Annotated in this window: 17 protein-coding genes; 16 read left to right on the plus strand and 1 reads right to left on the minus strand. The window is 69.5% G+C overall.

What is annotated here, in order from left to right; genetic code table 11:
• Positions 1-45: 45 nt before the first annotated feature.
• The 4 genes from EXE59_RS14360 to EXE59_RS14375 all read left to right on the plus strand — a co-directional run bounded on the left by EXE59_RS14360 (position 46) and on the right by EXE59_RS14375 (position 3,150).
• Positions 46-225, plus strand: coding sequence for a hypothetical protein (locus tag EXE59_RS14360; RefSeq protein ID WP_135839519.1), 180 nt, complete (start codon positions 46-48; stop codon positions 223-225).
• The gene (locus EXE59_RS14365) at positions 222-782 is read left to right on the plus strand and encodes a hypothetical protein (RefSeq protein ID WP_135839520.1); all 561 of its coding nucleotides are present in this window, start codon (positions 222-224) and stop codon (positions 780-782) included. The genes EXE59_RS14360 and EXE59_RS14365 overlap by 4 nt, the downstream gene beginning before the upstream one ends.
• Positions 776-1,675, plus strand: a complete 900-nt coding sequence (locus EXE59_RS14370; protein WP_135839521.1) for a hypothetical protein — start codon at positions 776-778, stop codon at positions 1,673-1,675. The genes EXE59_RS14365 and EXE59_RS14370 overlap by 7 nt, the downstream gene beginning before the upstream one ends.
• A 260-nt stretch (positions 1,676-1,935) precedes the next feature.
• Positions 1,936-3,150: a competence protein CoiA family protein gene (locus tag EXE59_RS14375; RefSeq protein ID WP_135839522.1), complete on the plus strand. Its 1,215-nt coding sequence runs from the start codon at positions 1,936-1,938 to the stop codon at positions 3,148-3,150.
• Between the two features lie 83 nt (positions 3,151-3,233).
• Here the strand turns inward: EXE59_RS14375 and EXE59_RS14380 are convergent, their stop codons facing one another.
• Positions 3,234-3,413 carry a hypothetical protein gene (locus tag EXE59_RS14380; RefSeq protein WP_135839523.1) on the minus strand — a complete coding sequence of 60 codons (180 nt, stop codon included), beginning with the start codon at positions 3,411-3,413 and terminating at the stop codon, positions 3,234-3,236.
• Positions 3,414-3,543: 130 nt separating this feature from the next.
• On the opposite strand from EXE59_RS14380, the gene EXE59_RS14385 reads away from it, so the two are divergent.
• The 12 genes from EXE59_RS14385 (at position 3,544) to EXE59_RS14440 (ending at position 19,856) form a co-directional block, all read left to right on the plus strand.
• On the plus strand, positions 3,544-5,442 hold the full coding sequence (locus EXE59_RS14385) for an ATP-dependent nuclease (protein WP_135839524.1): 1,899 nt from the start codon (positions 3,544-3,546) through the stop codon (positions 5,440-5,442).
• Entirely contained in the window at positions 5,435-6,925 is a 1,491-nt protein-coding gene (locus tag EXE59_RS14390; RefSeq protein WP_168218519.1) for a UvrD-helicase domain-containing protein, read from the plus strand. Before EXE59_RS14385 ends, EXE59_RS14390 begins: the two co-directional genes overlap by 8 nt.
• Before the next feature lie 476 nt (positions 6,926-7,401).
• On the plus strand, positions 7,402-8,355 hold the full coding sequence (locus EXE59_RS14395) for a hypothetical protein (protein WP_135839526.1): 954 nt from the start codon (positions 7,402-7,404) through the stop codon (positions 8,353-8,355).
• A gap of 61 nt (positions 8,356-8,416) precedes the next feature.
• Positions 8,417-8,635 (plus strand): hypothetical protein, encoded by a 219-nt coding sequence (locus tag EXE59_RS14400; RefSeq protein WP_135839527.1) that lies wholly within the window; start codon positions 8,417-8,419, stop codon positions 8,633-8,635.
• Entirely contained in the window at positions 8,632-9,480 is an 849-nt protein-coding gene (locus EXE59_RS14405) for a hypothetical protein (protein WP_135839528.1), read from the plus strand. Before EXE59_RS14400 ends, EXE59_RS14405 begins: the two co-directional genes overlap by 4 nt.
• 47 nt (positions 9,481-9,527) lie before the next feature.
• On the plus strand, positions 9,528-9,812 hold the full coding sequence (locus tag EXE59_RS14410) for a hypothetical protein (RefSeq protein WP_246056794.1): 285 nt from the start codon (positions 9,528-9,530) through the stop codon (positions 9,810-9,812).
• Positions 9,812-10,690 (plus strand): hypothetical protein, encoded by an 879-nt coding sequence (locus EXE59_RS14415; RefSeq protein WP_135839529.1) that lies wholly within the window; start codon positions 9,812-9,814, stop codon positions 10,688-10,690. Before EXE59_RS14410 ends, EXE59_RS14415 begins: the two co-directional genes overlap by 1 nt.
• Position 10,691: 1 nt before the next feature.
• Positions 10,692-11,489, plus strand: coding sequence for a hypothetical protein (locus tag EXE59_RS14420; protein ID WP_135839530.1), 798 nt, complete (start codon positions 10,692-10,694; stop codon positions 11,487-11,489).
• The gene (locus EXE59_RS24855; RefSeq protein WP_135839531.1) at positions 11,486-13,567 is read left to right on the plus strand and encodes a type IV secretion system protein; all 2,082 of its coding nucleotides are present in this window, start codon (positions 11,486-11,488) and stop codon (positions 13,565-13,567) included. Before EXE59_RS14420 ends, EXE59_RS24855 begins: the two co-directional genes overlap by 4 nt.
• 62 nt (positions 13,568-13,629) lie before the next feature.
• Entirely contained in the window at positions 13,630-15,132 is a 1,503-nt protein-coding gene (locus EXE59_RS14430) for an SCO6880 family protein (RefSeq protein WP_135839532.1), read from the plus strand.
• Positions 15,132-16,679, plus strand: coding sequence for an ATP-binding protein (locus EXE59_RS14435; RefSeq protein ID WP_135839533.1), 1,548 nt, complete (start codon positions 15,132-15,134; stop codon positions 16,677-16,679). The genes EXE59_RS14430 and EXE59_RS14435 overlap by 1 nt, the downstream gene beginning before the upstream one ends.
• Before the next feature lie 21 nt (positions 16,680-16,700).
• Entirely contained in the window at positions 16,701-19,856 is a 3,156-nt protein-coding gene (locus tag EXE59_RS14440) for a VldE C-terminal domain-containing protein (RefSeq protein ID WP_135839534.1), read from the plus strand.
• Positions 19,857-19,937: the final 81 nt, after the last annotated feature.

Genomic DNA, 19,937 nt, shown 5'->3' on the forward strand with positions numbered 1-19,937 from the left:
CACCGCCCCGACCTCGACGCCCGCCGCGTCGCGCGGGCCGTGTTCGTGCGCGACACCATCCGCACGCTCTACAACGCCGACAAGAAGTTCGGGATCGACGCCGCCGACAACGATTCGCTGGCCGAGCTCGTCGACGCAGCCGAAGAACACCTCAAGCACATTGCCAACGACGTCAGCCACCGGTCAGTCATGGCGCCGCCCACCACAGGAGGAGACACCACATGAGGAAGCACCTCTCCACACTCGGGGGACTGGCCCTCGCCCTCGCCCTGACTCTCACGGGCTGCGGCGGCGACGACGAGCCCAAGGTCCAGGACACCCCGAGCCAGACCCCCTCGCCGACACCCACCAACACGCCGACTCCGAAGACGCCGGAGGAGAAGGCGGCGGACCAACTGACGAAGTACCTCGACGTGCGCGACCTGGCGTACCGAAAGCGCGACATCAACTTCAAGACCCTCAACCCCGTCGCCACGGGGGACGAGTTCCTGCAGCTGCAGCACGTCGTCGCCAGCATGATGAACGAGAACGTCACGGTCACCGGTCAGTACGGGCACACACTCGCGGAACCACGGAACCGCGGGGCCTCGATCCGGATCATCGATTGCGAGGACCGCTCGAACGTGACATGGAAGAACGACGGGGCTGTCCGTCAGCCAGATTTCACCAACCCCAACGGCGACCCGCTACGGAACCCGGCGCCGGTCGAGTACACCCTGGTCAAGGACAAGGGTGCGTGGAAGGTGTCTGACTCCGACCTCCTGTGGGACGAGCCATGCTGAGGAAACTGTTGGCCTTCATCGTGGCCTTGGCGGGGTCGCTCTTAATCGTGATGGTCACCGCCTCAGCAGCGAGCGCCGACTGCGTGGCGGACCCAGTTACGGGAGAAGTCCACTGCGAGGACGAGGACGACGGCGACGACGGAGTCAATGACGGAGACGACGACGGAGGCTCGTCGACGTGCTCGACCTCAACCGGCACCGAGATCCCGTGCACTGGCCCAGGCGGTTCGGTGTGGAGCAGCAGCCACCAATGCTGGGTCGGCGATGTCTGGGACCCGGGTGGCGAGGGCGCTTCGCCGCCGCCCGGTCAGACGAACCAGGACGGTGCGTGGCACATCTGCTATTGGCCGCCTCCGGGATCCTCGTGGGATCCCGTCTGGATCCAGAACGGCGAAGTCACCATCGACCCTGTGGTCCTCGCCCAGCGCGCGATCGCCTCGATGGACCTGGATCCCATCCAGATCGGCATCGTCCCCGAATCGGGTCCGAACCGGGTTGGCCTTGTCGGGCTGCCGGTGTGGATGTGGGTCGCCAGCCCGACGGACGACACGTTCGGCCCGATCACTGCATCGGCCAGCGAGGGGTCGGTGTCGGTCAGTGCCACCGCCAGCGTCTCCAACATCGTCTGGAACATGGGCGACGGGACCACGGTGACCTGCACAGGCAGGGGCACCCCGTACGCCGACCACTACGGCAAGCAGGACTCGCCGACGTGTGGGCACCGCTACGAGAAGATGTCGACGGACCAGCCAGATAGGGCCTACCAGGTCACCGCCACGAGCCACTGGGTCGTCGAGTGGACCGGCGGCGGGCAGTCCGGAACCATCGAATTCGACCTGACCACCGACGCGCTTCCTATCCGAATCGGTGAGGCCCAGGTGCTGACCCAGTGAGCGGTCCGTAGTCACTCAGCGACCACAAGAGACAGGTCCCCGTCCTCGGAGCAGGACGGGGGCCTGTCTCGATCTAACGGTCTCGGGTCGAGCCCGGCCGATCGAGCAGCGCAGGAGAACCAGAAGCTCACGGCGGTGTTTTGGACACACCGACGCCTGAGCATCAGTATCCCGCTGCCGTCGAAACCTGCGCTGAGACGGCTGGTGGGCGCGACCGGTGTCGGCGGGGACTGCTACACCTTTCCCGGGAGGTGGGGTCGATGCCGCTGTCAGGTCTCGTCGACGGGGAACCGGTGGTGAGTTGCCTGCTCACCGAGGAGGAGTGGGCGCAACTCAAGGACGACGTCCGGGCGAAGCGCCGTACGGCCACGATGCGCTGCGGGTGGAAGGGACTGGCCAAGACCAGCAAGCTCGGCACCCAGTACTTCGCACACGCCCCCGGCGGCGACAGCTGCAGCGCTGGCGAGAGCGCACAGCACCTGCGCGCGAAGGCGGTCATCGTCGAGGCCATCGCGCGAGCCGGTTGGACCGCCCAAACCGAGGTCCCAGGGGACGGGTGGGTCGCGGACGTGATGGCGACCCGTGGCGACATGCGCGTCGTGTTCGAGGTCCAGTGGTCCCGGCAGGACCTCGCCGAGTACCGATACCGTCAGGATCGCTACCTCGACTCCGGCATCGCCGGGATCGCATGGTTCGCCCGTCACGCCGACGGCCTGCCTCGAGCCGACAAGCAGCTGCCGGTGTTCGGCCTCGACATCGACGACGCGGGGGAGGCCACGGTCATGGTCGGCGTCGCGAGCATCCCGCTCGCCGAGGCGGTCGACCGTCTGCTGACCCGTCGGCTGCAGCACCGCGAGTACGTCGCGAACGGGCAGCCGGCCCTGGTAGTCGTCGGTGCCGGGATCATGGGCTGCTACCGCTGCCACAAGGAGTTCGGCGTCTGGACCGCACGCCAGACCATCGTCGAAGGGCGGTGTGGCCGCAGGGAGATCCGGGACCAGAGGCCCCGAGTGTTCGCCCAGCACCGGGCCGAAGCGCTGCCCGAGGTACGCGCGGCGGGCGAGCAGATGGCGCAGGAGCTGGGCGTGGCCCCGGGCCGGATCTTCCGCCGCTACACCCAGACAGCTGGCAGGCACTACATGGCGTTCACCTGCCCGCACTGCAACGCCACCTGCGGCGACATGTTCGTCGCCGAGTTGTTCAACGGGAAGAACTCCGCCCGCAACACCCAGATACACGTCCCCGCGACGGTGGTGGTCCGTCCGCACTGGTGTCTGGCTGGCGACGAGGGGCTCTGCCCGATCCCTCCGGAGGCGGTGCTCGCCGAGTACGCACGGCTGTTCGCGGCCGACCCGGAGCCGACTCCACCCCGGCCGTTGGCCACCGAGAGCGGCGTCTCCACCATCGCCACCGTCGGCACTGCCGCGGGGATCCCGGTCCACCAAGCCGTGGCTCGCATGTTCGGCAGGCACTGAGCCGCCAGGTGATGACGTACAGGGGGCTTGGTTGCCCCAGCGGAAAGCCGATCGTACCGTGCCCTGTTTGCCGACCCCGTGCGCTACCCAGTGCGTAAGGCCCGGCGACCAGCGAAGACGAACACCGCGATGCCGACGAAGAACACGACGATCCCCAGGACGATCGTGCCGATGCCTCCCTGGTTCGGCGACACGATCGACGCGATCACCGCGAAGATGCCGAGGGCCACCAGCCCCGCTCCGAAGTACTGCAAGAAGTGCACGAAGTGTTGATCAGAGTGTGGGCGAGATCGTTGTGGGCCGCAATCAGGGCCGCACTCGCGGCGAAGGTTCCCCCGCGCTGGCTGCGCTTGTGATGTGCTCGCCTTCCCTGTCCCGTCCAGCGAGGCTTGCATGAGAATCCGTCGCATCGACATCGAGAACTTCCGAGGCATCAAGAGCGCGTCGTGGCGGCTGCCGAAGGACCAGGCGTTCTTCGCCCTCATCGGCCCCGGGGACTCCACGAAGACGACGCTCCTGACTGCGATCGAGCGAACGCTGCACGACCGGGCCGGGATGACGTTCGCGGACACGGACTTCTACCGCGCAATGGTTGACGAGCCCATCCGTGTCCGGGTGGCCGTCGATGACTTGCCGGATGAACTCATCGCAATGGATGCGTTCGGTGCGTTCCTCGCCGGAATCAACGACGCCGGTGAGTGGTTGCACGACCCGGTCGATGAGTCCGAGCGGTGCGTGATCGTCGAGCTGCTGGTCGAGGCGGACCTGGAGCCGATGTGGCAGTCCTACCGGCCGCCACTGGATGGTGGGGAAGACCAGGACGAGGAGACGCACCCTGTGCGGGCGCGTCACCGTGCGCGGATGACCGCGTACCGCATCGACGACCGTGTCGATGCGCACCTGCGCTGGTCGACGACATCGTCCCTGGGCAAGCTCACCGCGAAGCGCGGCGACACCAAAGCGACCCTGACGGTTGCGAACCGGGCGGCGCGTGATGCGGCCGGCGCCGCTGTCACCGACGACCTGAAGATCCTCGCGCACGAGGTGCAGAACGCGGTGCAGGCCATCGGCACCGCAGAGTTCGCCGACTTGAAGCCTGGTCTGGATATGTCGCTATCCAACACCCGCGGCAACCTCGCCCTCTTCGAGGGGGATGTCCCGCTTACGAACTTTGGTCTCGGCACCCGCCGGCTGACCGGCGCTGCGACCCAGCAACTCGCGAACGCGGGCTCGACCACGCTCCTGGTGGATGAGGTGGAGCACGGCCTGGAGCCTCACCGCCTGGTGCATCTGCTCGGCTACCTGCGGAACAAGGAGGCGTTCTCGCAGGTGTTCGTCACGACGCACTCGCCAACGGCCCTGCTCCACCTCGAGCCGCAGGAGCTGATCATGGTCCGCTCAACCGCGAGCGGCACCACGGAGGTGCGGTCGCTTGATGACCCGGCGAGCTTGCGGCCCCTGCTGAAACGGTGCCCGGAGGCGTTCTTGTCGCGGCGGGTCGTCATCAACGAAGGCAAGACCGAGTACGGCGTTGTCCTCCGGCTGCTACAGGAGTGGGACTACGGCCCGGTGCCGGAAGCGGTGCCGTCTGCTGCGCTCGGAGTGGTGGCGTTGGAGGGCGACGGCGGCACCGGGTCGGCGAAATGGGCCAAGGAGTTCCTCGACGTCGGGTACGACGTCGTGTTGTTCATCGACAGCGATGAGCCGGACGCGAACGCGATGGTGCCCGACGTACAGCAACTCGGCGGCACGGTCGTCCAGTGGCCTGGCGGCGTGTGCATCGAAACGGCCGTCTGCTCCCAGCTCGATGAGGCCGGGCTGAACGGCTACATCGCCGCAGCTCTCGAGGTCGCAGACGACCCGGCCGCGTCGAAGCAGTCGTTCACCGACCACCTGCGCAAGTACGCCGTCCTGGACGGCCTGCCGCCGGCCGGAGTCGAGATCCTCGACATGATCACCTGGACAGCCGCCGGCATCAGCCTGGACGCGTGCTGGACCGCGATCGCGCTTGTCTCGAAGGAGAAGGGCTGGTTCAAGCGCGTCGACAAGGGTCAACGTCTGGGTAGATTCCTTCTCGAGAGCGCGTCGCTGCAGACTGGCCCGGTCAGGGCGACGATCGATGAGCTCAAAGCCGCCATCTACGCTCGCCCACCCGGCACGCAGACGACCACGCAACCAGCCCGGGACGGGGACCAGGCACAAGGCGCGCCTCAGACGGAGGCCCGCCCAGAGGCGCAGCAGCCGGAGCCGACTCCTGAACCACCGGCCGCGGGCACGTCCGCCGATGCCTGAGCTGATCTCCACCGAGCTGGCGGCGGACGCTGCCGCGTTTGCGGTCGCGCTCCCCGCCTCGGTCGAGATGCCCGCTGGTGCCGGGAAGACCCACCTGCTGTCCGCAACCGCCAAGCACATCGTCGAGTGCGGCGGCCGTGTGCTGGTGCTGACCCACACCAACGCCGGTGTGTACGCGATCAACGCCCGCATGAAGCGGTTCGGCATCACCACGGGTGTCCAGGTCTCGACCATCACCTCGTTCGCGTACCGCCTCGCACGCGCCTACCCGGATCTAGGGCAACTGCAGGTGCCGAAAGTGATGGTGCCGGCGCACTCGAAGGCGTACATCGACGCCGCCACCCGGGTCGCCTCGAGCAAGCACATCCAGGCCGTGCTGGCTGCGTCGTTCACGCACCTGCTCGTCGATGAGTACCAGGACTGCAACGAGAGCCACCACGCGTTCGTGTCCACCATCCGCGCGGCCGTCCCGGACACCGGGGTGCTTGGCGACCGATTGCAGGCCATCTTCGGGTTCAACGACCGACTCGCCGACTGGGCAGCCGTGGTGGCCGAGTACCCGCCGCACCCCACCACCATCAAGCCGTGGCGGTGGTCCGGCCACAACGATTCGCTCGGCGGTTGGCTCTTGGCGATCCGACCGCTGATGGTCCCCGGGCATGTCGTGAACTGGACCAACATCGCCCTTCCCGCTGGCGTGACCTTCCAGAACATCGCCGGGAACCAGCAAGGCGTGACGCAGGCCGCGTTCGCGACCTACCCCGCGAACGAGACCGTCCTCATCATCGCCGCCTGGCCCAACACCGCCAGGACCATCGCCGGCAACCTCAACGGCACCTTTACCGTCATGGAGGAGGTCGCCGGGAGGTTCATGGCCGAGAGCCTCGCAAACCTGGTTGCCACCGACCCGGCTGCGTACGCACTGTGGCTGTTCGACCTGACCAAGTCCTGCCACTGCGGCCACGGCGTCCTCGACACGGTGACCCTCCGGAACCGGTACGCGAACGGCCGGGTGGCGGGCGACTTGCTCGCTGGTGGATCGGGCAGCAGGGCTGGGGCCGAGGCAGCGATCGGAGCGTTCGACTTGGTCGTCTCGAACCCGACCCTGTCGAACTTGGCCACGGCGATGGACATCATCCCGGCGACTCCGGCGCTGCGGCTGCACTCGCACGAGGCCTGGTACGACGTGCAGACGTCCATACGCGGTGCGGTTGCCCAGGGCAACAACCCGGAAGTGTTGCTCGAAGAGCTCGCGAAGGCACGCGACGTGATGCGGTATGCCGGGCGGCGAGAACGCAAGCGCATCATCTCCCGCACGCTGTTGGTGAAAGGCCTGGAGTACGACCACGTCATCATCGCCGACGTCGGCGACCACGCGAAGGTCAACGACCTGTACGTCGCGCTCTCGCGGGCACGGAAGTCGATCACGATCCTGGGTAGCAGCGACACTCTCCGGCTGCAACCGTCACCCAACGGCCGCTGACGTATCCCGACGCGCCGTAGGGGGAGCTTCGGTCGCGACGGCGCCTAGCGGATCAGAGCCGCACCGACGCTCGCGAGGGCTCGCGGACCGCGCCGCGTATGGCGACGCCGAGCCCGGCGAACTTGGGCCACGGCGCCCACGCGAAATCACGCTGTCGGTCACCCCCACCGCCTACCGACTTCTCATGGGCTCCTCCTAACTCCCGAAGCGACATAACGCGAGTTGTTCAACAACGATGTCGAGTTTCAGTCTTCGCTGCATCTCGACAAGAAGGCCGCGCAAGGGGTCGGCCGGGAACTTTTCATTTTTCGGGGGGACGGGGGCGTCCCCCCGCTCTGACCTGCGCAAACGCAACGACCGTATCCCCGTCGAGCAGGCGTCCCCCCTCGAAATCAGGGGTTTGGGGGGACGGATGCGGGGACGCCCGCTCGCGATCTTTCTGCCGTGCTCAGCCACGGACGAAAGGAGCGAGCGCGATGAGTGTGGGGGACCAGCTCGGCCTCGACGACAACAGCGAACTGCTCGACCAGGCCCGCCAGAAGTGGCCGGCCTGGGTGACCGCCGATCCGCGCCTCCGTGTGGTCGACAACTTCGACGACCTCCGCCCCTGGCTACCGACGGTGGACCACGAAACATCCGATCAGGTCCTCCTCGCGCTGGCCATGCTGGCGGCCCCCGACGGCGGCGACGACATCACCGCTGCGGCCGCTCTGGCCAAGTGCCTGCTGCCCGGCGCCTGCCGGCTCGCGGGCTGGCTGAGCACCCTCCCCCCACGCGAGGTCTTCCGCGACAGCCAGCCGGTGATGGCCGGCACCTGGTCAGCAGTCGAGCGAGTCGACGAGCTCGTGGCCTCGCAGCTGTGGATCGAGGTCCGCACCTTCAAGTGGCGCCGGACCCGCAAGGTCGCGGCCAACATTTTGATCAACACCCGCGTCGGTGTCCTCCGCGAGGTCGGCGACTTCTTCTACGTCTCCCGCGCCGACCGCACCTGGGCCAACACCACCCTCGTCGAGTCCTTCTCGGCCGGCGACCTGACGAGCGCCGAGGGCGATGCCGGCTACTCGGCCGAGATGCCGACCGAGCGGGTCGCCGGCGCGCTGTTTCACCGCCCCGAGATCCTCGCCGACGCCGGACCCGAGCAGGAGGAGCCGTCGGCCACCGAGGAACTCTTGGAGCTCCTCGCGTGGGCCTGCGACCACAAGGTCATCAGCCCCGCAGATCGGTACCTGCTGCTGTGCCTGGTCGAGGAGGCCGACCGAGTCGAGACCCGCAGGCTGGCGCGCGGGTACGGCGGCCTGCTCAGCAACGAGGTGTCCAGCCGGGTCGCGCCCCGCATCGGGGTCTCTGAGGCAACCGTCCGTCGCCACGGCTCGCGCACCATGCGCGCCCTCGCGGCGGCCGCCCCGAGGAAGTTCGGCCATGACGAATAGGCCCGGAAGTGATCGCTCGCGCCACCCCGCGACACATAGGCGACTGGAGGTGGTGAAGCCCATGACAAACACCCACGACGGCGAGACCCATACGCCGGAGCAGATCGCCGAGCTGTTCGCGATCGCCGGCCGCGAGATCGAGGCGATCGAGCAGCTGACCGGCTGCGTCGCCCAGCTGCACGAAGTCCAGGCCGCGAAGGCGCGGCTGGCGACCCTGACCCCGGCCGAGGTCCGCGCCGCGCTCGAGTTCCGCCGCGGCACCCTCGGGGAGGCCCAGTGAGCACCCAGACCGCGAGTCGCCCGGTCGGTGTCGACGAGCTCAAGCGAGCCTGGCACGCACTGAACGCCGGCGAGTTCCGCACCGGCCCGGGCGCCGGCAAGGGCCCCCGCGGCCGCGGCGCCGCCGCCGAGGACAACTGGTCACCGGCCGACGGCGAGCACACCATCGCCGTGATGGGGTCCGCAGGCTCGGTCGGCGCGAGCACCGTCGCCCTGGCCATCGGCCTCGCCGCAGCCGCCCCGGTCCGAGTCATCGAGTGCTGCTCGGTCACCGCCTCCGGACTGGCCGCGGCGAGCACCGCCGAGCTCGGCCTGCACCCGACCGACTGGCGTCAGGGCAAGCGCGACCACGTTCTGCTCGAGCGCGCCAGCGAGGTCCTCGCCGGCGTCGACGAGGTCCCGCTGCCCACCGAGGCGCAGAACGAGAACCAGCTGACCATCCTCGACATCGGTTGGGAGGCCGGCCAGCTGCTGGCCACCGACTGCTGGCTGGCCGGAGCCGTCCGCGCCGCGGACCAGCTCGTCCTGGTCACCACCGCCACCGTCCCCGGGATGCGTCGCGCCGGAGTCGCCATGGACCTGCTGGCCGGCTACTGGCAGCCCGAGCAGATCGCCCTCGCAATCCGCGGGCCGCGCCGCAAGAAGTGGCCGCGCGGCCTCGAGCACGCCGGCGGCCCGGCCGTCTGCCGTGCTCTGGACGCGGACCGGTGCGTGGAGATCCCCGTTGACCGCGAGCTCGCGGTCAACGGCCTGGACTCCCGACCCGTCCCGGCCTCCCTGATCTCGGCAGCACGTCAGCTGCTCGAGCCCGCACAGCTGCCCACTGACACCAGCGAAAGCGCCTGACCCGCCCGGGGTCAGCAACCCGGAAAGGAAGTCCACCCATGGACGTCATGACCGCAACCGCAACCACCGTGATGGCTGTCTGCCCGAAGGCGCCGCCGGGTGCTGTCGGCCCCACCAACGAGATCACCAGCTACGTGCTGTGGGGCGTCATCGTCCTGTTCGGTCTCGGCATCATCATCGCGATCGGCGCGATCATCGCCGGCCGAGTGTTCTCCCTGCCGCACGCCTCCAAGGTCGGCGTGATCTCGGTGGTGGTCGTGTTCGCCTGCGCGATCGCCTACCTGGTGCTGCCCGGCATGCTCAACGGGATCCTCGGCAAGGGCTGCATCTGATGCGGCGCGCAGCCACGAAGCAGGCAGAAGGCACCAGCGAGTGGAGCCGGCGCCGGCTGCTCGGCATCCTGGCCGCCACCGTCGCCGTGGCTGTGCTCCTGCTCGGCGGCCTCGCGTACGCGGTCTACCTCGCGGTCGCCGGCATCGGTGACGAGGCCGGCGCGAACACCGGCGTGGCCACCGGCGAGACCGAGCGCTCAACGGTGGCCCGCGGTGCCGCGCATCGCGATGAGATCGCGGCCGAGCCGATGCTGACCGTGCCCGAGAGCGCCGCCTTCCCGGCCGAGACCACCAGCATCGAGGCGCCGGAGATCAAGATCCCGACCGGGACCGGAGTCAACGGGCCCGCGTTCGTGATGACCGGGTTCCCGCACACCCCGGAGGGCGCGATCGGCCAGCTCGCCCAGATCGACCTCGCGGTGCTGCAGTCGATGAGCCTGAGCACCGCCGAGGAGGTCTACAACGCCTGGGCGCTGCCCGGCGGGGTCCGCGCCGAGGAATGGTGGATCACCGCCAGCGTCCGTGCGTTCCTCTCCAGCACCGGGATGGGCGAGGTCAAGGACCCCAGCGCCTCGGTGACCCTGGAACCGGCCGCCGCGCTGGTCAAGGGCACCGACGGCCACGACTGGGCGACGGTCTGCGTGCTGATGAAGGTCAGCGCCACCTACAAGTCCGAAGGCCAGATCGCCTTCGCGCACTGCGAGCGCATGCAGTGGGTCGGCGGCCGCTGGATGGTCGCCCCCGGCGCCCCGCCGGCACCCGCACCCGCGACCTGGCCCGGCACCCAGCTGGCACACGAGGCCGGCTGGCGCACCTGGTCCACCACCGACCACACCACCGAACCCGCCCACCCCGGCGACACGGAAGGGGAGCGCTGACATGCGCAACCGGATCAACGACTCGATGGGGCAGTCCCGCACGACCCTGCTGCGCGTGGGGGTCCTGGTCGCGATCGCCGTCCTCGTGGCGACCGCCGTCTGGCTCGGAGCGCGCGGCCGCACCGATGACAACAGCGGAACCGACAAGACATCCGGGGACCCCTCGATCCAGACCGGGCAGCAGGGGCAGAACGTCTCGGTCGACCAGGTCGCCCCGGAGACCGCACCGACCGACGGCGTCGTCATCCCCACCGGTGCCGAGCAGGTCGACGGCTACCCGACCCGGTTCCCCCAGACCGACCTGGGCGCCGTCGCGCTGCAGGTCGAGGTCGCCAAGGCACAGGTCGGGTTCGATTACGACCAGGCGGCCACCGTCGCCGGCCTCTACGCGACACCTGAGGACAAGGCTGTCTTCGAGCAGCGCGCCCGCGACGCCGTCGCGCTGCGCCGCCAGCAGACCGGCGTCCCGAAGGAGGGGGACGTCCCCCCGCCCGCGTCGTACACCGTGACGCCGATCGCCTACACCCTCGAGGAGCTCGACACCGGCTACTACGCGGTGAACCTGCTCAGCTACGTCACCCTCACCACCGCCAACGGCAAGGTCAGCGACGGCCTCTACGCCGGCACCCAGCTCATGCGGTGGCTCGAGGTCGACGGCGTGGGCGACTGGCGCCTGGTCCAGGGCAGCACCGCAGACATCGAGCACCTGGTCTCCACCGGACAGCCCAAGGCGGTCGCGCCGGGCACCCCGGAGTACAAGCAGGCCGGCTGGATCCCGATCAACGGAGCACCCCAGTGAGCACCGCCGACCTCCTCCACCGGGTCACCAGGCTGGGCATCGGCGCCCTGGCGGTCCTGCTCCTCACCACGCTTCTCGGAGCCGCCACGACCATCCAGCCGCCAGCCGCCGCGGCCGAGCCGGCGACCAGCACGGCGGCCAGCACGGCGCAGGTCGCCACGGTCGAGACCACCAGCCAACTGCCGACCCGCACCCTCAAGATGGGCTGCCTTGGTCCCGACGAACTGTGCGACCTCGGCGGCGACGCCCTCGAGTGCGCGCAGGACCCGGTCGACTGCGGCAAGGACGCAGCCGGCGGCGTCAAGGACGAGACCGAGAACCAGGTCGAGGGCGTCCAGGAGTGCCTCGAAAACCCCAGCCTCACCGACTGCGCCAAGGGAGTCGGGGGAGTGGTGCCGGGAGTCGGCGGGTGTGGGCTGCTCGACGCGATCTGCGACGCCGGGCTCCCGGGGGTCGGACTCCCTGGCGTCCCGGGGGTTCCCGGCGTCCCCGGTCTCCCCACCCCCGCCGACCTCTTCGGCGTCGGCATCCCCGGCCTCGGTGACATCCCCAACCCGTTCGAGAACATCGGCGACGTCATCGCCAAGGCGGCGGCCGATGCCTGGACCGCGGCCATGCTCGCGGTCTGGAGCTCCGGCCTGTTCGTGCTGCGCATCGTGCTCACGTTCAGCGAGCTGTTCTTGACCCCCGACCTGAGCGACGACGGACCCGGCAAGGACGTCTACGCCTTCACCCTCTGGCTCGCGCTCGCCCTGGTGGTCATCTTGGCGATGATCCAGCTCGGCGCCGCGGCCTTCAAACGCGAGGGCAAGGGCCTCGCGCGGGCGTTCATCGGCGCCGGCCAGTTCGTCCTGGTCTGCGCCTGCTGGTTCGGCTACTGCGTGATGATCGTCGCGGCCTGCGGCGCCATCACCAAGGCGCTGATGAAGTCGCTGCTCAAGGTGCAGACCTGGCCCGACTGGGATCCCCTGGGCGGCCTCGGCGTCGACGACATCACCGACGCCGGCGTGGCCACCGCGTTGGCTTTCCTCGGGATCTTCTTGTGGCTGGCCGCGATCGGACACGTTCTCGTCTACCTCGCAAGGGCGGCCGCGCTGCTGGTCCTGGTTGCCACCGGCCCGCTCTCCGCGGCCGGGTTGGTCTCCGACTTCACCCGCTCCTGGTTCTGGAAGTCGCTGCGTTGGTTCCACGCCGCGGCGTTCACTCCGGTGCTGATGGTGATGGTGCTGGGCATCGGCGTGCAGTTCGCCAACGGCGTCGCGGCCCACCTCGCCGACGGCACCGCCAAGGCGTTCGGCACGGCCCTGCCGGCGGTCATGACGATCCTGATCAGCGTCGTCGCGCCGCTGGCGCTGTTCAAGCTTCTGGCCTTCGTCGATCCCGGCACCCCCAGCGGCGCGTCGTTCCGTCAGGGCATGGCCATCCAGGGCGGCCTCCAGGGGCTGCTGAGCGGCGGCGGTGCCGGCGGCGGTTCGTCGGCCGCGTCGACCACCGACGGCAACGGTCGGTCGTCGGGTGAGCAGGGCGCCGAGGCCTCGACCGGCGACCGGTTCAGCAAGTCCACCCAGGGCGTCCTCGGCAGCTTCGGCCCGGTCGGACAGGCGTTCGCTGCCGGGCTCGGGATGGTCAGTAGCGCCGGAGCTAAGGCGACGTCGCTAATGTCGGACGAGACCAACCAGGCTGGCGTCGGGCAGAGCACCTACGGCCCCGATTTCAGCGGAATGGGTGGCCGCCAGTCCGGCCAATCCGGCGGTCAGCCCGGCGACCAGGGCGGCGGCACGCACCCCGGCTCGCAGGACAGCGGGGACGACGACTCGCCGTTGCCGACCCCGCCCACCCCGCCTGCCCCGCCTGCTTCGCCCACCCCGCTGACGCTGCCCACCGGCGGCGGACCCGGCGGCGGACCCGGCGGTGGCTCGGGTGGCGGCTCTGGCGGGCGGGGCGGCGGCTCCGGCGGACAGGGCGGCGGTGCCGGAGCAGCGCCCAAGACCCCGGCCGCAGGTGGCGGTGGGGGAGCGGCCGGAGGTGCCGGCGGAGCCGCTGCAGCTGGCGGCGCAACCCCCCCGGTGGCGGTGTAGCCGATGCGTCGCACGACCTGCCCGCAGCGATCGACATGCAGTGACCCGGAAGGAAACCGACGATGACCATCTACGCCGACTACCAGCGCGACCGCATCGGCTGGTTCTTCGGCCTCTCCGGAGGCCAGCTGATGTTCCTGGCGCTGGCCAGCCTGCCGGCGTTCTGGGCGATCAGCCGCGGAGCGTTCTCCGCGTTCCTGTTCGCCCTGGTCTGGCTGTTCCTGCTGGCCATCACCGTCATCCCGGTCCGTGGTCGCTCGGCCACCGGCTGGGTGTTCGCCTCGACGATGTACGCCGTCGGCGGGCTGCTCGACTGGACCTCGTTCCGTGCCAAGGCCACCGAGGGCCGCGCCGAGGACCTCGACACCCCCGACCTCCCCGGGGTGCTGCAGGGCATCAAGATCCACGACGGCCCGCCGCACAGCTCCCAGCTGCAGCGGGTCGGAGTGATCCACGATGACGCCACGAAGACCTGGGCAGTCACCGCCTCGATCGTCCACCCCGGCATCGGCATGAAGGACACCGAGGAGCGCAGCCGCTACGGCGAGGCGCTGGCCGGGCTGCTCGACGTCGCCGGCCGCACCGAGAAGATCGACGAGATCCTGTTCATGGTCCGCACCGTCCCCGAGGACGGCGCCGAGCGCGATCTGTGGGTCAACAAGCACCGCCGCGACAACGCCCCCCAGCTGTCCGAGATCGTCAACAGCGACCTCGCCGTGGGCCTCACCCAGGCGTCGGTCCGCACCGAGCAGTTCCTGACAATCGTCGTCCCGGAAACCCGGATCGCCCGGTCGGCCAAGGAGTCCGGCGGCGGCTTCGAGGGCCGCTGCCGCGAGCTCTACCTGCTCATGGCCGAGATCGAGGCCCAACTGCGGGGCCCGATGGGGATGACGTCGGTCCGCTGGCTCACCTCGCCGGAGCTCGCCCTGGCGTCCCGGACCGGGTTCGCCCCAGGCGATCGCGCCGGCATCGTCGAGGCCCTCGCCATGCGGGAAAAGGACCCGAGCGTGAACGCCGACGTCCCGTGGGCGCTCGCCGGGCCCTCGGGCGCCGACGCGACGGTGCGGCACTACAGCCACGACGCGTGGAACTCGATCAGCGCCACCATCAAGCTCCCGACCCGCGGCGTGGCGATGGGCGCCCTGGCGCCGATCCTCACCCCGAGCGAGTCCGGCGAGCGACGCTCGTTCGTCGTCTCCTTCCCGATCGTGTCCCAGTCCAAGGCCGACCGGCAGTCCGGCAACGCCGAGTGGGCCGCAGACCTGGCTGAGGGAATGAACGAGAAGCTCGGCCGCAAGACCCGTGCCAAGCAGCGCGACGAGGCCCACAAAGCCCGCGGCCTGGACGCCAAGCTGGCCCACGGCAACGCGCTGGTCCGGCCTTACGCCGTGTGCACGGTCACGGTTCCCAAGACACTGCGGATCACCGAGTTCGGCCGCCGCCTGGACGCCTCGATCCGACGCGCCGGGTTTGCACCCCTGCGGCTCGACCTGGCCCACGACGTCGGTTTCGCCGCCTCGACCATCCCCGTCGGGATGAGCCTGACCCGGAGCGGAGACGCCTGATGCCCACCACCACCCGCCGGGACCGCGGCGGCGCCAGGGCAGGGAGGGACATGGCGGCCTTGTTGTCCGACTTCGGCCACGACCTGCCCACGATCCCCCCGCTCGTCCCGGAGGCCAAGGAGCCCCGGATCTTCAAGTACGCCCCGCGCCGCGGTGCAGCCCGCCGCGGCCGCGGCTGGGCGTCCGCCACCGCCCCGGCGCAGGCCTGGCGGATGACGAGTGACCAAGCACCGGTGTTCTGGCCGTTCGTGTCCGCGCCGGCCCTGCCGCCGACCGGGGCGCAGATGGGCGTCGACCAGCTCTCCGGCGGCTCGTTCTACTGCGACCCCTTCGGCTGGGTGCTGCGCGACGACGTGTCGGCGACCAACCCGAACATCTTCCAGTTCGCCAAGCCCGGCACCGGCAAGTCCGGCACCACCAAGGCGTTCTGCACCCGGATGATGCCCTTCGGCTACCGCACCCTGGTCCTGGGTGACCCCAAGGACGAGTACGAGTCACTGTGCCGCGCGCTCGGCGTCGAGCCGTTCGTCATCGCCCCCGGCTTCTGGGCACGAATCAACCCGCTGGCCATGGGCCCGCTCGGCCACGACTGGGAGAAACTCTCGGCCGAGGAAGCCCAACGGCGCACGACGATCATCTTCAAGCGCTGGCTGGTCCTGATCCGCGGCCTGGTCGGCAGCATGAAGCTCGACGACCAGCGTCGAGTGCCGTTCGGGCCCGACGAGAGCGATGTCGTCCGCAACGCCTTGGCGATCCTCACCGGCTACGCCGCCGGCAACTCGATCCTCACCGAGACCACCATCCCGCGGCTGTGGGACCTGCTGCGCAACCCCACCGAGGAGCTCGTCCGGGCGTGCGAGTACGGGAACACCCGCCAGTTCCTCGACCAGACCCGGCTGCTGCGCAACGCGCTCGGCGAGCTGGTCACCGGCACCCTCGCCGGCCTCTTCGACGACTTCACCAACATCGAGGTCGACTGGCGCGCCCCGATCCAGTCGTTCAGCCTCTCCCGGCTCGATGGACTCGGCGACGAGGCGGTGGGCATCGCGCTGCTGTGCATGAACTCCTGGGGCCGCGGGCTGCGCGAGATCGCCGAGCCCGGCGACCTGCGCATCGTGGTGCGCGACGAGGTCTGGAAGCAGATGCGCCTCGGCGTCTCCGCGGTGATGAGTTTCGATGCGGACCTGCGGCTCTCGCGCGGCATGGCCGGCAAGGGCGGCGACATCCAGTTCGCCAACCTGCACAAGCCCTCCGACCTGCTGTCGGTAGGCGACGCCGATTCCCAGGCCGCGATGATCGCCAAGGACCTCCTCGAGCTCGCTGACATCAAGATCCTCGGCGGTCAGAAGCCGCGCGTCGCGCGCGAGCTCGACTCGATGCTCGGCTTCGGCCCGATCGCCCAGGACCTCGTCTCCGGGTGGGCGATGCAGGACAAGGGCCGAGCGCTGTGGTGCGTCGGAGACGCCACCTACAAGGTCCAGACGGTGCTCCACCCGCTGGAGAAGAAGCTCTACTACACCAACGAGGCCATCGAGGCCGCCGGCTGAGGCGCTCGGGACTGACCTGTCGTGAAGAAGCTACTCCTCGCCGGACTGCCGGTCCTGATCGTCTTCATGGCCCTGCCGTTCGTCGTGACCCTGATGGTGGTCATGACCACGACCGCGGCCGCCGAGTGCCGCACCCAGACCAGCGAGACCGCGCCCACCGAGCTCGGCGACCTCCGGGTCATCGACGGGCCCGTGGGCGGCCCGGTCAAGGGCAACATCACCATGGCGCAGGCCAACATCCCTCGCCGCTCCGGCCTCGACGGCTTCCGGGCCTCCATGCCCCGGGTGCTGTCGACGAACCCCGACTTCGTGAGCCTCAACGAGGCCAGCGGTTGGAGCTTGGCGCAGATCGAGGCCGCCGCCCCTGGCTACGACGCGTTCCGGGTCGAGGAGCACACCGGCGACAACAACTCGATGGGCAACGTCGTGCTCTGGAAGCGCGACACCTGGTCCAGGGCCAACGGCGGCCGGGTCACGATCGTGGAGAACGACCAGGGTTTCTACAAGGGCGAGCCGGTGGCTTGGGACCGGTTCGCCACGTGGGTGATCCTCGAGCGAGCCGACGGCCACGGCGGTCGAGAGGTGGTGTCGGTGATCTCCACCCATCACATGATCAACCCGCACAAGTACCCCCGCCAGCACAGCAACCCGCGGCTGACCCGGCCCCAGCAGTACGGCGCCGGCATGGACATCCTGCTGCAGCTGCGGAACTCCCTGGCCACCCACGGCCCGGTGCTCATCGGCGGTGACATGAACACCCACGCCTCCTACACCGACCTCCCGTGGACGGCGGCCGCCAAGATGAAGGCCGCCGGCTACGGCTGGCACAACCACTCGGTCGACTTCATCTTCTTCCCCCAGCACCAAGGCGTGCAGCTCAAGGGCGGCTGGGACGGGACCATGGTCTCCGACCACCACTGGATCTCCGCCCGCATCGCCATGAACGGCGCCGGCCCCGAGAGCGCCCCCGCGACCGCGGCCACCAGCGCAGGTGTGGTGAACACCGCCACCACCACAAGGACGTCGGACGAGCCCCCGTCCGGTGACGTGCTCGCCCAGCTGATGCGACTGCGGTTCGCCTCCAGCTACCCGACCCTGACCACCGAACAGGCCCGCAACGCGATCACCATCGCCCAGGTCGCCCGCGACCTCCAGGTTCCCCGCTATGGGCTGCAGATCGCGATCGCCACCGCGATCCAGGAGTCCAAGCTGGTCAACCTCACCGGCGGCGACCGAGACTCCGGTGGCCTGTTCCAGCAGCGTCCCTCGACCGGGTGGGGGAGCCGTGCTGAGGTCACCAACCCGGTGCTCGCCGCGCGTGCCTTCTTCGGCAAGGCCCAGCACACCGGCAACCCCGGACTGCTCGACATCCCCGGCTGGGAGGACATGCCGCTGACGCAGGCGGCCCAGGCCGTGCAGCGGTCGGGCTTTCCCGACGCCTACGCCCAGTGGGAGGACGTCGCCGGCGACATCACCGACCTCCTCGGCGGCGACCTACCCGACCTGACAGACGTCGACGGCGCGGTCTCGAACGCGAGCAATTGCGAGGACACCGTCAACCCGATCACCGTCGGGACCTTGAACATCCTGGGCGCCGGCCACACCGACAACCAGGCGGGCGGTGGCAACGAGAAGGCCGGGTACGCCACCTGGGACAAGCGGCTGCCCGGGGCACTCAGCGTGATCGAGAACGCCGGCGTCACCATCGCCGGCCTCCAGGAGGTCCACGGCCCCCAAGCCAAGGCCCTGGCTGACCGCTACTCGGCCAAGTGGGGCATGTACCCGGCCACCGACAACACCCAGAACAAGGTGATCTGGGACCGCGGCAGCTGGGAGATGACCGACTCACGCCTCGTCCAGATCCCGTACTTCAACGGCAAGGACGTCGGGATGCCGGTCGTCCAGCTGACGGGTGCGGCCGACAGCGTCAACGCCGGGCAGATCATCTGGGTCTGGAGCATCCACAACCCCGCCAACACGCACGGGAACGCCGCCGGGCACCGCAAGGAGGCGCTGCGCCGCCAGCTGGCCACCACGACCGAGCTCGCCGGCACCGGCACCCCGGCGGTGATCCTGGGCGACTTCAACGACGGCAAGGACGGCAACAACTCCTCACACTGCGCGCTGACCCCTGAACTGAGCAACGCCTTCGGCGGATCGGCTGAGCCCTGCAAGAAGCCCCAGAAGGACGCGCCGATCGACCACATCTACGGCGCCAACCTCACCTGGGCCAGCGCCGAGATCGACAACAGCACCCAGGCCAACAAGATCGCTGACCACCCGCTGGTGACCGCCACCACCGCCGGCAGCAGCGCGGGCTGCGCGGTCGCGACCGAGACCAACTACAACCTCGGCCCGGTCAAGCCGCAGCTGACGCTGCTGGTCAACATCCTCGGCCCGATGTTCGACATCAAGACCGTCGGTGGCTACCGCGAGAGCGCCACCGACCCGCACGGTCACCCGGCCGGGCTGGCGGCCGACTTCATGGTCCCGCTGACTTCCGCCGGCAAGGCCCAGGGGGACGCGCTCGTGGCGTACGCCCAGGCCCACGCCAGCGAGCTCGGGATCGACTACATCATCTGGTACCAGCGCATCTGGTCGGTCGCGCGAGCCGGCGAGGGCTGGCGGCCGATGGAGGACCGGGGCTCGGCCACCGCGAACCACCTCGACCACCCGCACATCAACGTGCTCCCCGACGCCCAGGTCTCCCCCGTCGGTCTCGAGGGCGCGTCCTGCGAGGAGGTGGTCTACCCGGTGCCGGCGGAGTACATCGGCACCGACAAGCGCAACTGGCACGACACCGGCCCGTACTGGACCAACTGGCACACCGGAACTGACTTCTCCGCCCCGTGCGGCACGACCGTCTACGCCGCCCATGCCGGCACCATCGAGATCGACACCAGCCAGAGCTGGGCCGGCCCGCGGCTGGTCAAGGTCACCACCGGCGCCGGCTCTCTGACCACCTGGTACGCGCACATGCAGAGTGTCACAGTCAGCCGCGGCCAGACCGTCGCTGCCGGCGAGTCGATCGGCCAGGTCGGCAAGGAGGGAAACGGCTCCGGGTGCCACCTCCACTTCGAGGTCCACCTCGAGAACGGCTCCATCTACGGACCCGACAACGTCGACCCCTCGACCTGGCTGGCTGAAAACGCCTCGAACCCGAATCGGTCTGTGTGATCGCTGCCGGGCACTCCCGACACATAGGTGACCAAACCAGCCAGAACCTCGACCACCCACGACTCCAGGAGTCGGAATCCA

This window comes from Nocardioides eburneiflavus (genome assembly GCF_004785795.1).
Taxonomy (GTDB): Bacteria; Actinomycetota; Actinomycetes; order Propionibacteriales; family Nocardioidaceae; genus Nocardioides; species Nocardioides eburneiflavus.